Annotated in this window: 16 protein-coding genes and 1 tRNA gene; 5 read left to right on the top strand and 12 right to left on the bottom strand. The window is 61.2% G+C overall.

Annotated elements, in window-relative coordinates; translation table 11 throughout:
• Window positions 1–543 (bottom strand): FHA domain-containing protein, encoded by a 543-nt coding sequence (locus CXY75_RS13625; RefSeq protein WP_104083369.1) that lies wholly within the window; start codon window positions 541–543, stop codon window positions 1–3.
• Window positions 540–1,289: a DUF3662 and FHA domain-containing protein gene (locus CXY75_RS13620; RefSeq protein ID WP_104083368.1), complete on the bottom strand. Its 750-nt coding sequence runs from the start codon at window positions 1,287–1,289 to the stop codon at window positions 540–542. Before CXY75_RS13620 ends, CXY75_RS13625 begins: the two co-directional genes overlap by 4 nt.
• A gap of 350 nt (window positions 1,290–1,639) precedes the next feature.
• Here CXY75_RS13620 and CXY75_RS13615 point away from each other — a divergent pair.
• Both CXY75_RS13615 and CXY75_RS13610 read left to right on the top strand, forming a co-directional pair.
• A tRNA-Leu gene (locus CXY75_RS13615) sits at window positions 1,640–1,723 on the top strand.
• 256 nt (window positions 1,724–1,979) lie between these two features.
• Window positions 1,980–2,414, top strand: a complete 435-nt coding sequence (locus tag CXY75_RS13610) for a transposase (RefSeq protein WP_104083367.1) — start codon at window positions 1,980–1,982, stop codon at window positions 2,412–2,414.
• Between the two features lie 441 nt (window positions 2,415–2,855).
• Here the strand turns inward: CXY75_RS13610 and CXY75_RS13605 are convergent, their stop codons facing one another.
• From CXY75_RS13605 to CXY75_RS13595, 3 genes are read right to left on the bottom strand one after another with little or no spacing between them, the layout of a single operon-like run.
• Complete coding sequence (locus tag CXY75_RS13605) at window positions 2,856–3,824, bottom strand: ArsA family ATPase (RefSeq protein WP_104083366.1); 969 nt, start codon at window positions 3,822–3,824, stop codon at window positions 2,856–2,858.
• Window positions 3,815–4,108, bottom strand: coding sequence for a cory-CC-star protein (locus CXY75_RS13600; protein WP_233201909.1), 294 nt, complete (start codon window positions 4,106–4,108; stop codon window positions 3,815–3,817). The genes CXY75_RS13605 and CXY75_RS13600 overlap by 10 nt, the downstream gene beginning before the upstream one ends.
• A 6-nt stretch (window positions 4,109–4,114) precedes the next feature.
• Window positions 4,115–5,839 (bottom strand): carbon starvation protein A, encoded by a 1,725-nt coding sequence (locus CXY75_RS13595; protein WP_104083365.1) that lies wholly within the window; start codon window positions 5,837–5,839, stop codon window positions 4,115–4,117.
• Window positions 5,840–6,581: 742 nt separating this feature from the next.
• Here CXY75_RS13595 and CXY75_RS19850 point away from each other — a divergent pair.
• Window positions 6,582–6,728 (top strand): hypothetical protein, encoded by a 147-nt coding sequence (locus tag CXY75_RS19850; RefSeq protein ID WP_158251211.1) that lies wholly within the window; start codon window positions 6,582–6,584, stop codon window positions 6,726–6,728.
• A gap of 75 nt (window positions 6,729–6,803) precedes the next feature.
• Window positions 6,804–7,985 carry a gluconokinase, GntK/IdnK-type gene (locus CXY75_RS13590; RefSeq protein ID WP_233201908.1) on the top strand — a complete coding sequence of 394 codons (1,182 nt, stop codon included), beginning with the start codon at window positions 6,804–6,806 and terminating at the stop codon, window positions 7,983–7,985.
• A 184-nt stretch (window positions 7,986–8,169) separates the two neighbouring features.
• Here the strand turns inward: CXY75_RS13590 and CXY75_RS13585 are convergent, their stop codons facing one another.
• The gene (locus CXY75_RS13585) at window positions 8,170–8,736 is read right to left on the bottom strand and encodes a TetR/AcrR family transcriptional regulator (protein ID WP_104083363.1); all 567 of its coding nucleotides are present in this window, start codon (window positions 8,734–8,736) and stop codon (window positions 8,170–8,172) included.
• 134 nt (window positions 8,737–8,870) lie between these two features.
• Here CXY75_RS13585 and CXY75_RS13580 point away from each other — a divergent pair, with 134 nt between their 5' ends.
• Window positions 8,871–9,737 (top strand): mycofactocin-coupled SDR family oxidoreductase, encoded by an 867-nt coding sequence (locus CXY75_RS13580; RefSeq protein WP_104083362.1) that lies wholly within the window; start codon window positions 8,871–8,873, stop codon window positions 9,735–9,737.
• Window positions 9,738–9,858: 121 nt separating this feature from the next.
• On the opposite strand, the gene CXY75_RS13575 is transcribed toward CXY75_RS13580, so the two are convergent.
• From CXY75_RS13575 to CXY75_RS13550, 6 genes are all read right to left on the bottom strand, one after another.
• Complete coding sequence (locus CXY75_RS13575) at window positions 9,859–10,674, bottom strand: mycofactocin-coupled SDR family oxidoreductase (protein ID WP_104083361.1); 816 nt, start codon at window positions 10,672–10,674, stop codon at window positions 9,859–9,861.
• A gap of 49 nt (window positions 10,675–10,723) precedes the next feature.
• Window positions 10,724–11,929 carry a pre-mycofactocin synthase MftD gene (mftD, locus tag CXY75_RS13570; protein WP_104083360.1) on the bottom strand — a complete coding sequence of 402 codons (1,206 nt, stop codon included), beginning with the start codon at window positions 11,927–11,929 and terminating at the stop codon, window positions 10,724–10,726.
• Window positions 11,930–11,954: 25 nt separating this feature from the next.
• Complete coding sequence (locus CXY75_RS13565) at window positions 11,955–12,797, bottom strand: VWA domain-containing protein (RefSeq protein ID WP_199182467.1); 843 nt, start codon at window positions 12,795–12,797, stop codon at window positions 11,955–11,957.
• 138 nt (window positions 12,798–12,935) lie between these two features.
• Window positions 12,936–13,847: a MoxR family ATPase gene (locus tag CXY75_RS13560; RefSeq protein WP_104083572.1), complete on the bottom strand. Its 912-nt coding sequence runs from the start codon at window positions 13,845–13,847 to the stop codon at window positions 12,936–12,938.
• Between the two features lie 44 nt (window positions 13,848–13,891).
• Entirely contained in the window at window positions 13,892–14,746 is an 855-nt protein-coding gene (locus tag CXY75_RS13555) for a mycofactocin-coupled SDR family oxidoreductase (protein ID WP_104083358.1), read from the bottom strand.
• Window positions 14,747–14,868: 122 nt separating this feature from the next.
• Complete coding sequence (locus tag CXY75_RS13550; protein ID WP_104083357.1) at window positions 14,869–15,696, bottom strand: mycofactocin-coupled SDR family oxidoreductase; 828 nt, start codon at window positions 15,694–15,696, stop codon at window positions 14,869–14,871.
• Between the last annotated feature and the right edge of the window lie 107 nt (window positions 15,697–15,803).

Here is a 15,803-nt window from a genome sequence, read left to right as displayed (position 1 = left end):
CTACCGCCGAAGCTCGAAGCTGGTGGCGCCGATCTTCACGGTGGCGTTCAAGGGAATCTTGGTCGGCACGGTGACGCGGGCGCCAGCAAGAAAGGTGCCGTTGGTGGAGTCGAGGTCTTGCAGCATCCACTCGTCGTTCCAGAGCATGAGGCGGGCGTGGTGTGTTGAGGTGTAGTCATCGCGGATGACCAAGCTCGAATCGGCCGAGCGGCCGATCGTGATCGGGTCTGCGCCGAGTGGAAATTCGGTGCCAGCCTTGGGGCCACTCGTGATCACGAGGCGGGTGGTGTTCTGGCTGGTAGCTAGTCCCGAAGCGGCACCCGGCACATCTGGGGCAGCCGGGGTGGCCCGCGGGACCGGGGCGGCGGGAGCTGCGGCGACCGGGAACGCGGGGACGGGAGCGGCAGCATCCGTTGTTAATTTGCGCACGCGCTGGCCGAACAGATCGCTGCGCAGGGCGTAGACGATGCCGAAGATGAACATCCAGAGCAGCAGGAGGAAGCCGATGCGCAGCACCAGCAGGGTCAGTTCGCTGACGTTCATGCGTTCGGCCCCCAGAATCCACCCATGTCGTGACGTTCGGTGGCCGGGTCGGTCGGTGCGGCAGCGCGCGGAGAGTCGGTGGAGGCTTGCGCGAGTACGCGAAAGACGATGCGGGTGCGGCCGATCGTGACGATCGAATCGGGTTCGAGGATGGCCTGGCTGACCGGGGCGCCGTTGAGCTGGGAGCCATTGGTGGAGCCGAGGTCGCGCACCTGGGCGCGGGCGCCGTCCCAGAGAATTTCGACGTGGCGACGCGAGGTGCCGGTGTCGTCGATGGTGATGTCGGCGTCGGAGCCTCGGCCGATCACGGTGCGGTCCTTGGTCAGCGGGTAGCGGGTGCCATTGATGTCGAGCACCGGGGTCCACGCGACCGTGCTGGTGACTGTGCTGGAGTCGATCTGCACCATACCCTCGCTGAGGCTGCGGTCGTCGTGCAGGGTGATAACGATGCCGCCGGTGAACTGGTACCGCTGCTCGGTACCGTGCCGCTGCACGAGGGCGGTGAGCTCGTCGATGAGTGTGACACCGAGCGCGTTCATGCGCGCATAATCGGCGTGAGACATGCGCACGGTGAAACGATTGGGCGCGAGAATGCGATCCCGCGAGACAACAGCGGCCTTGGTGTCGAGCTCACGACGCAGCGCGGAGGTTATTTCTACCGGCTGCAAGCCCGATCGAAAGGTCTTGGCGAACGCTCCGTTGACGGCGCGCTCCAATCCCTTTTCAAAGTTATCCAGTATGCCCACAGGTCTCCCGATCCGGTCCGTTTGGCTATGAGCATGTTACTTGTCGCGGGTGACAACCCGCCTTGGGCGCGCAAACGGCACGAATAGTCATACTACCTGCGGAGGGCCGCTGACCGAATTCCGCGCCCTTTGTGGGCATTCCTTCGAACTTTTTTGAAGAGTATTGACGAGCGGATGCGGCGGTTCGGCGGCATCCACTGTTCACCGCGCAAGGTAACGGTGAGTGCGCCAGCTACAGTTGGCGCGCGGACCGCCAACTGGCGCGGTCACGCTCCAGGGGCGCCATTCAACCACGCGACGCGCCGTCGAATGGCGCTGACCCCCCTCGCAGTGTTAGCATTCCTAAGTTCGCGCGAGTGGCGGAATTGGCAGACGCGCTGGCTTCAGGTGCCAGTGTTCGAAAGGACGTAGGGGTTCAAGTCCCCTCTCGCGCACTGTGGATGTTTCAGGAAATTAAGAATTTGTTTTCATGGAATCCAAGCGAACAGGCCGGTTGAGTAGAAATACTCAGCCGGCCTTCGGTTTTTAACGGCGTGCGCGACACTGATCGGCTCGGTGACGTTGGCGACGGTGAGTTAAATGCAAAAATGCCTGCCGGTGGGCAGGCTAAAGCTTTCGGTGTGCGGTGGGGTCATGCCAGAGTCAGAGGCGCGGTTGTGAGCGCGGGGGTGACAGTGCCGGGAGTGCGCTGTGTGTGGTCAGCGGTGTTCCGGTGGCTTCTTTGCGTCGTCGTTCCCGCGGAAGCTTCTCACCACGTTCGAGCTCGGCGGCTTTTACGTAGAAGTCGTACGTTTTGCGGAGGTTTGCCGAGACGGCGGTAAGGGAATCTGTTTCAGGACTAATCGTTGTAAGTTCAATGCCGAGTTTCGGGCCGAGGCTGTGGAGCTGGTCATTTCATCGGGTCGGCCGATCGCTCAAGTTGCGCCCGAGATTGGTGTTGTCGAGGGGACGCTGGGTAATTGGGTTCGTCTCTGGAAAGAGGAACATCCCGAGGCTGGCGCTGCCGAGCATGGTCCGGTCGAGTGGGCCAAATTCATGGTTTTGCAGCCCGAGAATGCTGAGCTGAAAAGGGAGATTGAATTCCTGGGAAAAGTCAGCGCCTCCTTCGCCGCGAAGTGGCGATAGACGGCTATTTCGTGTTTATCTTGGCGAGAAGGGCAGGGGCGGCCGGGACCAGATCGCGAACTGATGTACACCGCCGTTGAAGTGCTCAATCAGAACGATGATCCGGTGATGACACTCGCTGCCATGAATCTGCTCCTGCGCCACCCCGAACGCATACAACACTTCGCCAATCGCTGACAGAGGCATTCCGCTGCTGCGCACCTGTCCGTGCAATAACGGTATCCAACTCATCGGGCGGAGGAATTCGCGTCAACATCCAATGCAACATGATCACTCAACTGCTACGGATCAACTGAAGTCATACCCATCCACTATGAACCATGCCAAAAAATTAACACATTAAACCTATTTGAACAGCATTGCATCGAATGCTGCATTACCAGCTGCTCTTCAGCGATGCCAGGCCCGCAAGCGTGCTTCGAACGCGTTGGTGCTGAAGCGCTAGGGTGCGCTGAGTAGCGCCGCGAGTTCCTTTAACGCATCTTCTCCGGTCATGTCTCGAACCAGCAGTGGCAGTTCGGTCATCGGCACGGTATGAAGGTGCTCACGGAGCTCTTGAAGACAAATATCTTCGAGTATCCTGCGTTCAGCAAGGAAGGCGCCGGCGTCAGCAGGGGAGCGGCGGTTGACAACAAGAGATGCGACATCGACGCCCAAACCGCGCAATTGCCTGACGATGTCAAGGGATTCGGCAACCGGCATCTTTTCGGCGAGGGTCACGACCACGAAGCCCGTGATGGTGCCATCGGTGATCGTCTTGTTCATGCGGGAAAACCGGTCACGACGGGCCACCAATGTGCGCCGCAATTCCGAGTCGGTTGCGGTCTCCGGGTTTTCACGGCCGACAATTCCTCGGGCTGCCGCGGCGAATCGGTCCGATCTGGAGCGGCTGGCGAGCAGCGATTCCGTCCACCCCGTCAACTTCTCCGGCAGGCTAAGCAGATGTAGCGTGTGGCCCGATGGTGCAGTGTCGAACAATACGAGGTCATAGGCGTCGATGCCGTGGTCTATGAGCTCGGCGACCCGTTCGAGCATGGCAGACTCGTGACTGCCGGGCGCGGTTTTTGCGAGCTCAAGGTGTGCCTTCGCCGAACGGTGCAGCTGCTCGGGCAGAAGCTTCATCATCGTGGCGCTGACTGTCTTGAAATGGCGCTCGATGGTGGCGCGGGGGTCTATCTCAACGGCATCCACACATCCATCGGAAGCGGTGAAAACTCGGGCGACAGCATCCGATAATGCCGTGTCCCAGATATGTCCGAGGTTGTGTGCCGGATCGGTGGAGACGAGCAGTACCCGACCGCCGTTCCGGGCACGCGCAAGCGCCAAAGCGGATGCCACCGAGGTCTTGCCGACTCCGCCTTTGCCTCCAACGAAGAGCACTTGCCGATCGCGAGCGAGTGTCAGCAGCATCCGATATGGTCCAATGGGGAGTGGGGGATTCCGATACGGCGATGCCAGGCATGGAAATTCTCCCAAACAGCAGGCATGAGTTCGGCGGTGTAATAAGCGGCCGGGTCCGGCACGCCAAGGGCTTCGCCCAAAACAGCAATCATGAACAGGTCATCTTCAGACTGCTGCTCCCGTTTGAACATCTGACGGTACGGCCCCACGTAGAACTCGTGCAGTCCCTCCCAGAACGCTGACCAGCGCCGGAAGGAGTCCTTCCGGCGCCGGTTCGTCGGCTTCGATCGCATCGAGATTTACGACGCCCTGGTGCCGGTCAGTTCTGCGTCAGCGTCCTCATCTTCGGGAACCATGTTCCTGGCCTTGCGCATTGCGATGATCGCTTCGGCGGCGACCCACACGCTGGCCACGATGATGATCACATCGAGCGAGAAGAGCATCCAATCCGGATCACCGGGATTCGCGAAACTGGCAAGCTGTACGATCGCTGCCCAGAATGCCATGACGAAAACGATCACGAGCGGTACCAACGCCGTGATGGGGTTGCGCCCCTTGCGAATCAGGATGACCACGATAATCGACAGGCTCAACGCCGCCATCAGCTGGTTGGTGGTTCCGAACAACGGCCAGATGCGTAGACCGCCCTCGCCTCCGACTCCCTGCGAGAACGTCAGGCCGAGGCCGAGTGCCACGACGATGAGGGTCGCCGGGGTCTTTCCGATCTTCAACTTGAAGGCCTCGCCGGCTTCCTGGACCACAAAGCGCAGCAGTCGCATTCCGGTGTCCATCGTGGTTGCGGCAAACAGCACCGCCATGGTTGCCAACAGCGTGGCGCTCAGTGATGCAGGCAAGCCGATGCCGTTCTGCATCAGCGTCGAGCCGCCTTGGACAAAGGCATCAACTCCGGCGGAACCGAACGAGCTGTAGATCTCGTTCCACTCAGCAACTGACTTGAATCCACCGATGACTGCGAGGATCGTTCCCAATGAGAGCAGTCCCTCACCGACAGCGCCGAAGTACCCGACGAAACGAGCATCCGTTTCCTTGTCGAGCTGCTTCGAAGTGGTGCCGGAGGACACCATGCCGTGAAATCCCGAGATGGCACCACACGCGATGGTCACGAACAGCAGAGGAATCATACTCGGCGTGCCCTCGGGAACGTTCATGTTGATGGCGGGAGCGACGATATCCGGTGGTGTTGCGGAGAACAGCGCACCCAAAAGCACGGACCCGAACAGCAAGATCAAGCCGACGAAAAGCTGCACACCATTGATATAGTCACGCGGCTGCAGCAAGACCCACACCGGCAAAAGGGACGCTATCGCCCCATAGACGAACAGGGCGACAATCCAGAATGTGGCCGGTGACATGCCCAGTGTTGATTCGGGGAGCACCACCGGCATCTTGTCGCCAACCAGGATGAGCGCATAGAGCGCTGCGACGCCGACGACGGTAACGGGCAGCAGGTGCCAGTGAAGCCGGTACACAGCCACACCCACCAGAAGGGCGACGACAATCGCACCCCACACGGGGATGACCGCTCCCGGTGTGCTGATGAGGAGGTTCTTAATGACGACGGCGAATGCCGCGATCACCATGAGCAGGACCAGGAAAATCACAACCAGAAACAGATTGGCTCCGCGTTTGCCGATGTACCGGGCGGACAGGGCGCCGATGGAGCGTCCCTTGTTGCGCGACGAAGCCCACAGCGTGCCGAGATCGTGCATCCCAGCGAAGAATACGGTGCCGAGGGTTACCCAGAGCAAGGCTGGAAGCCAGCCCCAGATCACTGCAATCGCGGGCCCGACGATGGGAGCAGCGCCGGCGACGGACGTGAAATGGTGGCCCCACAAAATGAACTTGTTCGTGGGAACGTAGTCCACGCCGTCTTTAAGCTCGTGAGCCGGGGTCACGAAAGCGTCGTTGAGTTTGAAGACCCTGTGTGCGAGATATTTGGAATAGACCATGTATCCAGCCACCATGACGGCCAGACCAATGATCATGAGAACTAGGGAACCCATGAAGTTCTCCCCCTGTCTTGAGCCACCGTGGGCAGCTCTGTCCGATAGCGCGAGTGGACCGACACAATTTTGCGATGATAGCCAAAGTAACGTCAATCAAATCTCTTCGAAGTTATCAGTTCTGACCGGAATTTTTCTAGTGCGAAAGCCAACTGTGGTTCAAGAACGTTGAATTTACGCGGTTTTTGACCCGATCGACGATGTTGAATGGGCGTTTATAGGAGAGCGAATTCTTCCAGGGGCACGCCCGGAGACAGCCCGGTATTTCTTATGAAAATTGGGATGCAGGGCTTTCACCTTGTGCAGTACGCGGCGTTAGCGCGGTGTCTACTGAACGAATTCGGAAACTTAGAACGGTCGCACCCCCCGCCGGCGTTTCAACCCCCACAGCTGGCGAGACGGAATCCAGCAGTGGCGACGAAAGGTTCCACCGCTGCCGGTAGAGCGAAACGGCGACCGCAGATCGAGGTGCCAGGTCGACCAAGCGTCCGGTTGCGATCTCCTCGGAGCGTTGCTGTTCGGGAAGCATGCCCCAACTGAAACCTACCTGGATCGCTCGTGCGAAGTCGTTCGACGTCAGGATGTACGTGGATGGGCCCGCTGCTGCACCTGCCCGTGTGCATGTGCGTCCGTATGGTAAATGTGCAGGAAAGCGTCTGGCAGCTCATCGTTGCGTTCGAGGACCACGACTGGGGCCAGATGTAGGCTGGCGCTTTCTGCCAACGTCGGCATTCGAAAATACATGAAGCACGTCGACAAGACCAACGCGGTCTTTGAGCAGCATCACAGCTGGAACAACAGCATGCTGCACCCGGGTAACAAACCGGGGCTCGGTGTTGAACTCGATGTGGACGGAGCTGGCAAGTATCCTTACATCACGACCTACTAGCCGTACAATCAGTTGGCCGCTGGAACGGTGCACGACCGGTGAGCGCGACCGTCAGTGGCGTCGTGGTGATTGGGCGTGTCGGACTCGGGAAAGAGTACCATCGGCGCACTGCTCGCCCGTGTGCTCACCGTGCCGTTTCTCGGTGCTGACGGTCTGCACCCGCAGGCCAACATCGTCAAGATGGCCAGCGGTGTGCCGTTAACGGATGCTGACCGCTGTCCATGGCTCGCGCTGGTCGGCCAGGCTCTGGCTGATACCGGTGCAGCGGGAACCGGTCTGGTCATCGCCTGCTCAGCGCTCAAACGCGTCTACCGTGACGCCATCGTCGCGGCGGCCCCTAACGTGCGGTTCGTGCACCTGGCCGGAACCCTCGACGTGCTCGACAACTGGCACGAAAGGCGTAGTGAACACTTCATGCCGCCAGTCCTACTCCGGTCGCAGCTTGCGACTTTGGAAGAACTTCATGATGACGAGCCGGGCTTATCTGTGGGCATCGATTGGCTCGTGTCGAACGTGGTCACGGAATCTAAGGCGCGGGTGGACGCACCAAAGCTGCCGGCATCCGTTCACATTGGTGTTGGCCAGGTCGGGCTGCCCGTGGTTCGGGTGAACGGGCTAGTCGGCGCAGCGGCGGTATATCTGCAGGATGCGCACATGACGAGTTGGAACCCGGAGGGACAGCCGTCGGTATTGTGGATGAGCACGCTGAGCGGATATGCCCCCGGCCGGCCCATTCGTGGGGGCATGCCGATCTGCTTGCCGTGGTTTGGGCTGAATGAAACTGATGCGACGGCTCCACCCCACGGGTTTGCCCGCCTCGCGGAATGGCGGCTGGTGCAGACCAGCGAAGCCGGCGACGACATCGTGCTGGTCTTTCACTTGAGCGACAGTAAGCAATCCCGTCGGTCTGTGTGGCCGCATCGGTTTGAGGCTCTCTGCACGGTGACGGTCGATGCCGAGCTCGCCGTCGCGCTGCGGGTGCACAACCTCGATGATGTGTCCGTGATGTTTGCCGCCGAAACGGACCGGATTTACATCGGCACCAGCGCTGAGGCGCGCATCTCGGATGGGACCGTGCGTGTGCTGTCGATCGCCACCGAGGGCTCGCAGAGCAGCGTGGTTTGGAACCCGCGGAGCGCTAAAGCGGCAGTCATGCCCGACTTCGGCGCCGATGAATGGACCGGAGTGCTGTGCGTCGAAACCGCCAATTGTCGAACGACGAGATCCTGCTGGCATCGGGGGATACCCACGCCATGAGTGCTGTGATCGGGCAGACGTTCTGCCAGAGGATGTCGCCGGAACGTCCCCGACGCGTCCTGTTGGCCGTCCCGCCCGGGGCGCCTATCGCAAACCTGAAGAATTTGGTCGGCCACCCGGGTAGCTGGGCTAGCGGCCGGAGTGAGCCCAGATTCTTCTGGAAAAACGGGAACAGATACCGGGTTCAGGTCGGGAATCCGGCCGCGATGATGTCGAAGCCACGCTGTACGAGCGTGACGAAGTGTACGGGGTCGTCGTCGGCTTTCCAGATGGAGAAGGCGGAAATGAGCACAGCGGTCGCGGTATGAGTTAGTAATGCTGCGGTATACGGATCAAAATCCGTTCGGGTAGCAGCCCACCGGCGAAGCGCCACCTCGACGTGCTGGTGAGCGGTGCGGTGATACTGGTCGAGTTCCGGTTCGTCCTCGATGAGCCGACGGCGAACCGCGATGACGTTCTCATGGCCGGTGACGAAGGACACACAAACCGAGCCTAAGGCGGGCCATAGGTCAACCTGGTTATCGAGTCGTTCTAGCAGATAGGCGAGGCGGTCGGCGTCGTCGGGATCGGGGTCGAAAAGCGCCGCAGCTTTCGTGGGAAAGTGGTTGAAGAAGGTGCGTCGGGAAACGCCAGCGGCCGAAGCGATGTCATCGACAGTCACGCTGGCGAAACCGTGCTCGTCGACCAGGTCGATAGCTGCGGTCTGCAAGGCGCGCCAGATTTTGCGTCGTTGCTGTTCTCGAATCGTCATGGAGAGCACTCTGAAAGATTACTGGCTTGGCGGGGAGCAGCGCGCTAGGCTTCAAAGACTTGTTGCACTCAGTGCAGCAAGGTGGCCGCGCTGTCGGGGCTCGGTCGACCACCTAGTGAAAGGATGGCGTTCCGATGACCGGACGCGTTGAAGGTAGAGTCGCCTTTGTAACTGGAGCAGCCCGAGGTCAAGGCCGGAGTCATGCGCTGCGGCTGGCGCAAGAGGGGGCGGATATTATCGCCGTTGACATCTGCGAGGACATTGAAACCAACCACTATCCCCTGTCGACCGAGGCAGATCTCGCCGAAACAGCCCGATTGATCGAGGCGCTTGACCGACGAGTCGTGACGCGCAAAGCGGATGTTCGCGAGCCCGCGCAACTCGTAGCAGCGTTGGCCGACGGTATCGCCGAGCTGGGCAGAGTTGATATCGTCGTGGCGAATGCAGGAATCTGCCCGCTCGGAGCTGATGTCCCGGCACAGGGTTTTCTCGATGCGATTCAGGTCGACCTGATCGGCGTGATCAATACCGTCTCCGCTGCTCTTCCTCACCTGAGTGCGGGGGCATCCATTGTCTGCACCGGATCCGTCGCCGGGCTCATGGCGGGAGGCACGTCCACCCCCGCGAACGGTCCCGGCGGGGCCGGATACTCTCACGCGAAACGTGGCGTGGCACGCTTCGTGCACGATTTGGCACTGCAGCTTGCCCCGCACTCGATTCGAGTGAATGCCGTGCATCCGACAAATGTCGACACCGACATGCTGCAGAGCCAACCGATGTACAACATCTTCCGACCAGACTTGGAGAACCCGACTCGGGAAGACGCCGAGCTGGCATTTCCGTCTATGCAGCCCATGCCGATCGGTTACGTGGAGCCGGTCGATATTAGCAATGCCGTGTTGTTCCTGGCGTCGGACGAATCACGATACGTCACCGGACTTCAGCTCAAGGTCGATGCCGGAGCGCTCCTCGCGTCCACGACTTCCGGCGCTCCGGCGTAATTCTCTAGCTAGCGATGCCGGCGAAAATTGGGGCGACGCCCCTGGCGGCCAGACCTGTGGTGACCAACTGCCACCGCCGACACGATTATCGCGTCGGCGGTAACAGTTGTGGTCCGGGCGCCTAAAAGTACTGAGCGCCGGCGTCGATGCTCAAATGCTCCGAGGTGATCATGCGCGCGTCGTCTGAGGCCAGGAAGGCAACGGCATTGGCAATATCCCTGGCTTCCGCCGTTCCGTCCGGCAGAAAGGGCGTACCCATCACGCTGAGCGCCGGGTTGCTCTCGCTGGCATGTGTGAGCGCCGAGACCATGTCACCCGAGCCCATCGGGGTGTTGACAGCCCCGGGATGCACGCTGTTCACGCGAATGTTGTCCTTACCCAGTTCTGCCGCGAACGACCGGGTCATGCCGGTGATGGCATGCTTGCTCGCGGTGTAATGCACCATGAACGGTTGCACCTTTTTGCCGGCATACGAGCTGGTGAGGATAATCGATCCGCCACCGGCTGCTACCAGGTGCGGCGCACCCACCATGACGGTGTTCCAGGCCCCGGTCACATTTGTGTCCATCGTCACCTGAAACATTTCGGGAGTCGTCTCGTTCCACCTGGCCGGAATGCAGATGCCCGCGTTCGCGACGATGATGTCGAGCCGGCCGAATTCAGCGACGCCCCGCTCAAGGATTCCGCGCATCCCCTCGAGGTCCCGCACGTCACCTTGTTCAAAGTGGATACGGCGGTCCTCCGCCTCGACCAGACGCACCGTTTCGGCCAGGTCCTCCATCGACGAGGAGTCGTAGGGCACCAAGGGGATGGGGCCGGCGAGGTCGATCGCAATAATATTCGCGCCCTCCTGTGCCAGCTTGACTGCGTGGGCGCGGCCCTGCCCCCGTGCAGCGCCAGTGATGAAGGCGACCTTGCCTTCGAGTCGACCAGTCATGATGTTCGTCCTACCTGTTGATGTTGATGTTGATGTGGCGATGCGATCGCTAATAGCGGGTCACGGAGTCGGCTGTGCTGTCAGCGCCGAGGATACGGGAGAACGTCGGCGGAATGTAGAAGTCCGCGGGTGACAGCTCGTGGATCGACGAATGGCCTAGGCCGAGAACGGCCGAGTCGAGGCCACCGCGCAGAATGTCGAGTACGTTCTCGACTCCGCCTTGGCCGTTCGCAGCGAGGCCCCACAGGTAGGCGCGGCCGATCATGACCGCGCGCGCGCCGAGCGCGAGAGCCTTGGCTACGTCGCTGCCCCGACGGATGCCGCCGTCCAGCACGATTTCCACGTCGTCGCCGACGGCTTCGGCCACCGAGGCGAGCATGCGGATCGTCGCTGGCGTACTGTCGAGGTTGTTGCCGCCGTGGTTGGAGACCGAGATGGCCGTGACGCCCGAGTCAACTGCGCGACGGGCGTCATCGATGCGGGTGACCCCTTTGAGCATGAACGCTCCGCCCCAGGTTTCGCGCATCCAGACCACGTCGTCCCAGGTGGGCGGTGTCGTCTGCAGCCACTCGCCATACGCTCCGAAGAACGTCGGGGCTGTACCGCCGGGCGGCGTGAGGTTGGGGGCCGTTAGGTCGGGGAGCCGACCTGACTTCAAAAACCTCAGCAGCCATTGCGGGTGCGGGAGCACGTTCGGCGCGAAATCGATCATTGTCTTCAAGCTCATCTTCTCCGGAATCTGCGGGCTTCCCCAGTCGCGACCGTTGGAGAATGACCAGTCGAAGGTGGCGATGAGGCCTTTGGCGCCTGCGGCCCGCGCCCGGTCCATTCGCTGCACCATCGCCTCCCGCGAGCCCGACCAGTACATTTGGAAAAACGTATTCGGGTTGGCAGCGACCACGTCCTCAACGGGCTTGCTCGCGAACGAGCTCAGGCCCATGATGGTGCCGCGGTTAGCGGATGCCCGGGCAACGGCCACTTCACCGTCGGGGTGCACGGCTTGCACGCCCGTTGGTGAGATGATGACCGGCAAGGAAATGGGGATGCCCATTACGGTCGTTGACAGGTCGCGCACCGCCTGGTGCCCGGCGACATGCGGTGAGAAGGCCAGTTCACCGTATGCTGCCATGTTGTCGTCGATGGTCAGCCCGCGCTCAGACCCCGCAACGAGAGCCCCGTAGACGGACGAGGGCAGCGCCTTCTTGGCTCGTCGTTGCGCTTCGGCAACGGTTTCGAACCACGCATTTTTTGCCATGATACTTCCTGCTTTCTGTAGTCGTTCAGGTTCTAAAAAGTTGGTCCAGGACCGGCGCTACGTCACGGTGGGTGCGCACGAGATGAGCGGTACCGTGCCCCGCTGTCGTGAGCTGGCGGCCGAGTTCAGTGTCTTTCTCACCGCTCACGTCGATCAGCACGTCGAGTCGAGGCAGCCGCGCGGCCAGCTCCCGGGGATCCGGCCCCGCGTTATGCACGCAGTCGGACAGCAACACGACCCTCGCGTCGCGCACCGGCGCGCGCGCGAGCTGACGCGCCGCAAGCTCGAGCGGAAACGCGATATTGGTGAGTCCGCGGGCCGGCATCTGCAGGATGGAATCGAGCAGGTCCATCGGTTTCACTTTCTGACCCAGCTGGAGCAGTATCGCTGCGTCCGACCAGAAGGCGATGACAGCGAGGGCGTCGTTCTGGAGTTCGCCGGCGAGGGCACCGACCGTCGCCGCGGCGGTCTGCACCCGCTCGCCCTTCATCGATCCGGATACATCAACGAGAAGCACGACCGACCGGCGGGTGCGAATGCGCTCGCGCACGATGATGTCCTCGTCTTCCGGAACCGGGTGTTCGGCGAGCATTTCGATCGTGCGGTCGAGGTCAATTTCGTCCGAACCGCCTCGATAAGGGATGCTGGCGAGTTTGCCAGACCCACGGCGGGCCATCGCATCCGTTTTCGGCCGGGGGATGGCCAAGCGCGACGCGATCTGCCTGGCCTTGGCGCGCACGATGGGATCGATGGCGACAGCACCGGCACCGGCCAGCACGACCTCACCAGCCTCATCGGTGATGCCCGCCGCCGTGTGTCCAGGGGGAGATTTCGTCGTCGCGCCTGGTGTGGTCGACTGAGCGCGCAAGACTATACCGTTGCCTCCCGTGCTGGGCTCGAATACGACCGGATCCTCCTTGAGTTGCTTGGGTTTGCGGCGCAGCGGGGTGCTTGTGCGCTTCTGGCGGGATTCCCGGGAGATCGGGGTATCCGCCTCGATCTCCCTTCAGCCCGGCTCGGCAATGGCTGGGTCGAGGACAAAGCGGTCCTCCCAAATTTCGCGCAACACACGCTCGGGCGTGCTTCCTGCGGCCTCGTCGAGGTGGATGCGACCCGACAAGGAGACTGTCATAGCGTCGTAGACGAGTTCGGGGTAGCCCTCGTCATCGGGCGACCTGAGGTTACGCAGCAGGGACAATTGCAGCGCAACGAGCACACAATCGATCGCGCCACGCACACTGCTGCCCTGCCTTATATCCGGATGCCGCCGGGTCCCCCTCGTGACGTAAACGGCATCCACTACAAGTTGATCGGCGAGATCCCCCGTTGCCTGGGTACGGAGTGTGACGATGCCGCGTTCAGCGGGCTCGTCCTGGTAGTCGATGACGAGCCGGTTCAAGCGGTCGTGCACGCTCGTAGACAGACGTGTCGTGCCGACGTTGTCGTACGGGTTCATCGACGCGATCACCCGAAAGGTTGGCAGAGCGGTGATGGTTCCCACGCGCGGCACGGCTATAGCCCGATCGGCCATCGCAGTGAGTAGCGAGTTGAGGGTGTCTTCGGGTGCCCGGTTGAATTCCTCTATATAAAGGAACCCGCCGCGTTGCATCGCTTCGACGAGCGGCCCGGCCACGAAGTTCTCGTCGCTATAGTCCTCCCGCAGCACCCGAGCCGGATTGTGGTGACCAACGAGTTTGGCCGGGGTGAGGTCTGCATTGCCTTCAACAAAGAGCAGGGGGATGCCCCACTCCGCGGTGATAGCTTTGAGTATGGTGGTCTTGCTGGTTCCGGGCGGCCCCTCGAGCAGGATGTCGCGGTTAGCCGCGACGGCCGCGAGTGCGAGTTCAATCTCACGTTCACGGCCAACGAGGTGCGCCGCCACCCGCTGCCGGGTTTCGGAAATGTCGGGAATGTTCATGGAACGATCCACTTCGGTTGCGATAGCGGCGGATGGCATCAGTGCTACTTCACCGGAGCGTGATTGAAACCGGGAAGAATCATGTGGCCGGCATCGACGGGGATGGTGACTCCCGTCACTGCGGCCGCCAGATTCGAGTTGAGGTAAAGAGCGGTGTCGGCGATCACCTGCGGTGGCATGAAGCTCATACCCTTCAGCGCGTGGAATGAATAGCCGCCTTCCATCATGTCGGCCGCGGTGCCCCCAGGGTGCCCCGCGAACATGTCCCACGCGCCCTGATGGTCGGTCATCGGGGTCTTGATGGCGCCGGGATTGATCGAGTTGCAACGGATGCCATGCGGCGCGAGTTCGAGTGCGATGTTTTTCATCAGCCCGATAACGCCGTGTTTTGCCGCGACGTAGTGCGCGTAGTTCGCACCCGGTTCGAGGCCGTTGACCGACGAAGTGATCACGATCGACCCAGTTTGCCGTTCGATCATGTGTGGGGCGATCGCCTTGGCTGACTTCCAGACACCAGTGAGATTCACGCCGATCATGTCGTCCCAGGCTTCTTCGGAGAGCTCCCAGAAGGCGCCCTGGGTCCAGATGCCGGCATTGGCGATGAGGATGTCGATCTGCCCAAACTCCGCGATACCCTTCGCGACAGCATCGTCCATTTGTTGCTGTGAACGCACGTCCGCTTCAATGCTGAGCACCCGGCGGTCGAGTGCCTCAACCTGGCGTACGGTCTCAGCGAGGTCAGCGGCCCGACCCATCGCATACGGCACGGAATCGATCTGGTCGGCGATGTCGACCAGAATAATGTCGGCACCCTCGCGCGCCGATGTGATGGCGTGCGCGCGGCCCTGACCGCGGGCTCCACCGGTGATGAGTGCAACCTTGCCGTCGAGTAAACTCATGATTTCTCTTCTTCCTGTCGTGCGTTCTAGCTGTTTATGACCACGCCTGCGTTTGGCAGGGGATGCTTCGTTCTTTTTTCACGAAGAACTTGTCGGGCATAACACGCGCCAGTGGGCCGTGGTTAGAGAGCGGCACCCGCGTCGACGACGTGAGTGGTTCCCGTAACGAAGCGGCCGTCGTCCGACACGAGGTAAAGGATGGCGTTCGAAATATCGATGGCTTCAAGCCCGCTGGTTGGCATCTTGTTGAGGGTGAGCGCTGCCGCGTTGTAGTCCTCGCGAGTCGGGTTCTCAATGTCCGGGCGGAACAGCTTGTAGGTTGGGTCGTTGAGCACCATGTCGGTATTGACCGTCGTCGGGTGGATCGTGTTGACCCGGATGCTCTTCGATGCCAGCTCTACGGCCATAACCTTCATAAGGCCGATCAGGCCCGCCTTCGCTGCTGAGTAATGCGCGACGTTGGCATTGCCCTTGAGCGCGGCGATCGAACTGATGATTACTACAGACCCGCCTCGACCGCCGGCGATGATATGGGGAACGGATGCCTTGAGTGACTTCCATTGTCCGGTCAGGTTGACGTTGATCATGGTGTCCCAGATCTCGTCGTCCATCTCGAGAGTCGGGGCCGGCACTGAAATGCCAGCGTTGGCAAGCACGATGTCGAGCCTGCCGAACTCGGCAACGCCAGCATCCACGGTCGACTTCAGTGCCGCCGAATCTCGGATGTCTACCTGGCTGGCGATGATGCGCCGGTCAAGCGCCTCTACCTGACGCACTGTCTCGGCGAGGTCGTCGGGAGTCGCAGTGGTATACGGGACAGTCTCAACCTGCCGGCAAATGTCGACGGCGATGATATCGGCACCTTCTTTCGCGAGCGCTATCGCGTGGCTGCGGCCCTGGCCGCGGGCTGCTCCGGTGATGAAGGCGACTTTGCCATCGAGTTTTCCCATGTTGTATCTCTCTTCCTTGAGTGGTTTGCGATTTCGTGTGGGCCTGGGGCGGCGCAATGCACCGCCCCGGGTTTCAGACCATTTACGTGACGAGCTGGCCGGTATCG

Origin of the sequence: Cryobacterium sp. Y11, assembly GCF_002929535.1 — a bacterium.
Classification (GTDB): domain Bacteria; phylum Actinomycetota; class Actinomycetes; order Actinomycetales; family Microbacteriaceae; genus Cryobacterium.
The sequence above is the reverse complement of the archived record's forward strand: the minus strand, read 5'-3'. Positions and strand labels throughout refer to the sequence as shown.

What these genes read in the sequence shown, in the direction of transcription:
- CXY75_RS13550 (WP_104083357.1), bottom strand. Translation starts at nt 15,696, where the DNA reads ATGGGAAAACTCGATGGCAAAGTCGCCTTCATCACCGGAGCAGCCCGC.
- CXY75_RS13555 (WP_104083358.1), bottom strand. Translation starts at nt 14,746, where the DNA reads ATGAGTTTACTCGACGGCAAGGTTGCACTCATCACCGGTGGAGCCCGC.
- CXY75_RS13605 (WP_104083366.1), bottom strand. Translation starts at nt 3,824, where the DNA reads ATGCTGCTGACACTCGCTCGCGATCGGCAAGTGCTCTTCGTTGGAGGC.
- CXY75_RS13625 (WP_104083369.1), bottom strand. Translation starts at nt 543, where the DNA reads ATGAACGTCAGCGAACTGACCCTGCTGGTGCTGCGCATCGGCTTCCTC.
- CXY75_RS13575 (WP_104083361.1), bottom strand. Translation starts at nt 10,674, where the DNA reads ATGACTGGTCGACTCGAAGGCAAGGTCGCCTTCATCACTGGCGCTGCA.
- mftD (WP_104083360.1), bottom strand. Translation starts at nt 11,929, where the DNA reads ATGGCAAAAAATGCGTGGTTCGAAACCGTTGCCGAAGCGCAACGACGA.
- CXY75_RS13595 (WP_104083365.1), bottom strand. Translation starts at nt 5,839, where the DNA reads ATGGGTTCCCTAGTTCTCATGATCATTGGTCTGGCCGTCATGGTGGCT.
- CXY75_RS13580 (WP_104083362.1), top strand. Translation starts at nt 8,871, where the DNA reads ATGACCGGACGCGTTGAAGGTAGAGTCGCCTTTGTAACTGGAGCAGCC.
- CXY75_RS19850 (WP_158251211.1), top strand. Translation starts at nt 6,582, where the DNA reads ATGAAGCACGTCGACAAGACCAACGCGGTCTTTGAGCAGCATCACAGC.
- CXY75_RS13585 (WP_104083363.1), bottom strand. Translation starts at nt 8,736, where the DNA reads ATGACGATTCGAGAACAGCAACGACGCAAAATCTGGCGCGCCTTGCAG.
- CXY75_RS13600 (WP_233201909.1), bottom strand. Translation starts at nt 4,108, where the DNA reads ATGCGATCGAAGCCGACGAACCGGCGCCGGAAGGACTCCTTCCGGCGC.
- CXY75_RS13560 (WP_104083572.1), bottom strand. Translation starts at nt 13,847, where the DNA reads ATGAACATTCCCGACATTTCCGAAACCCGGCAGCGGGTGGCGGCGCAC.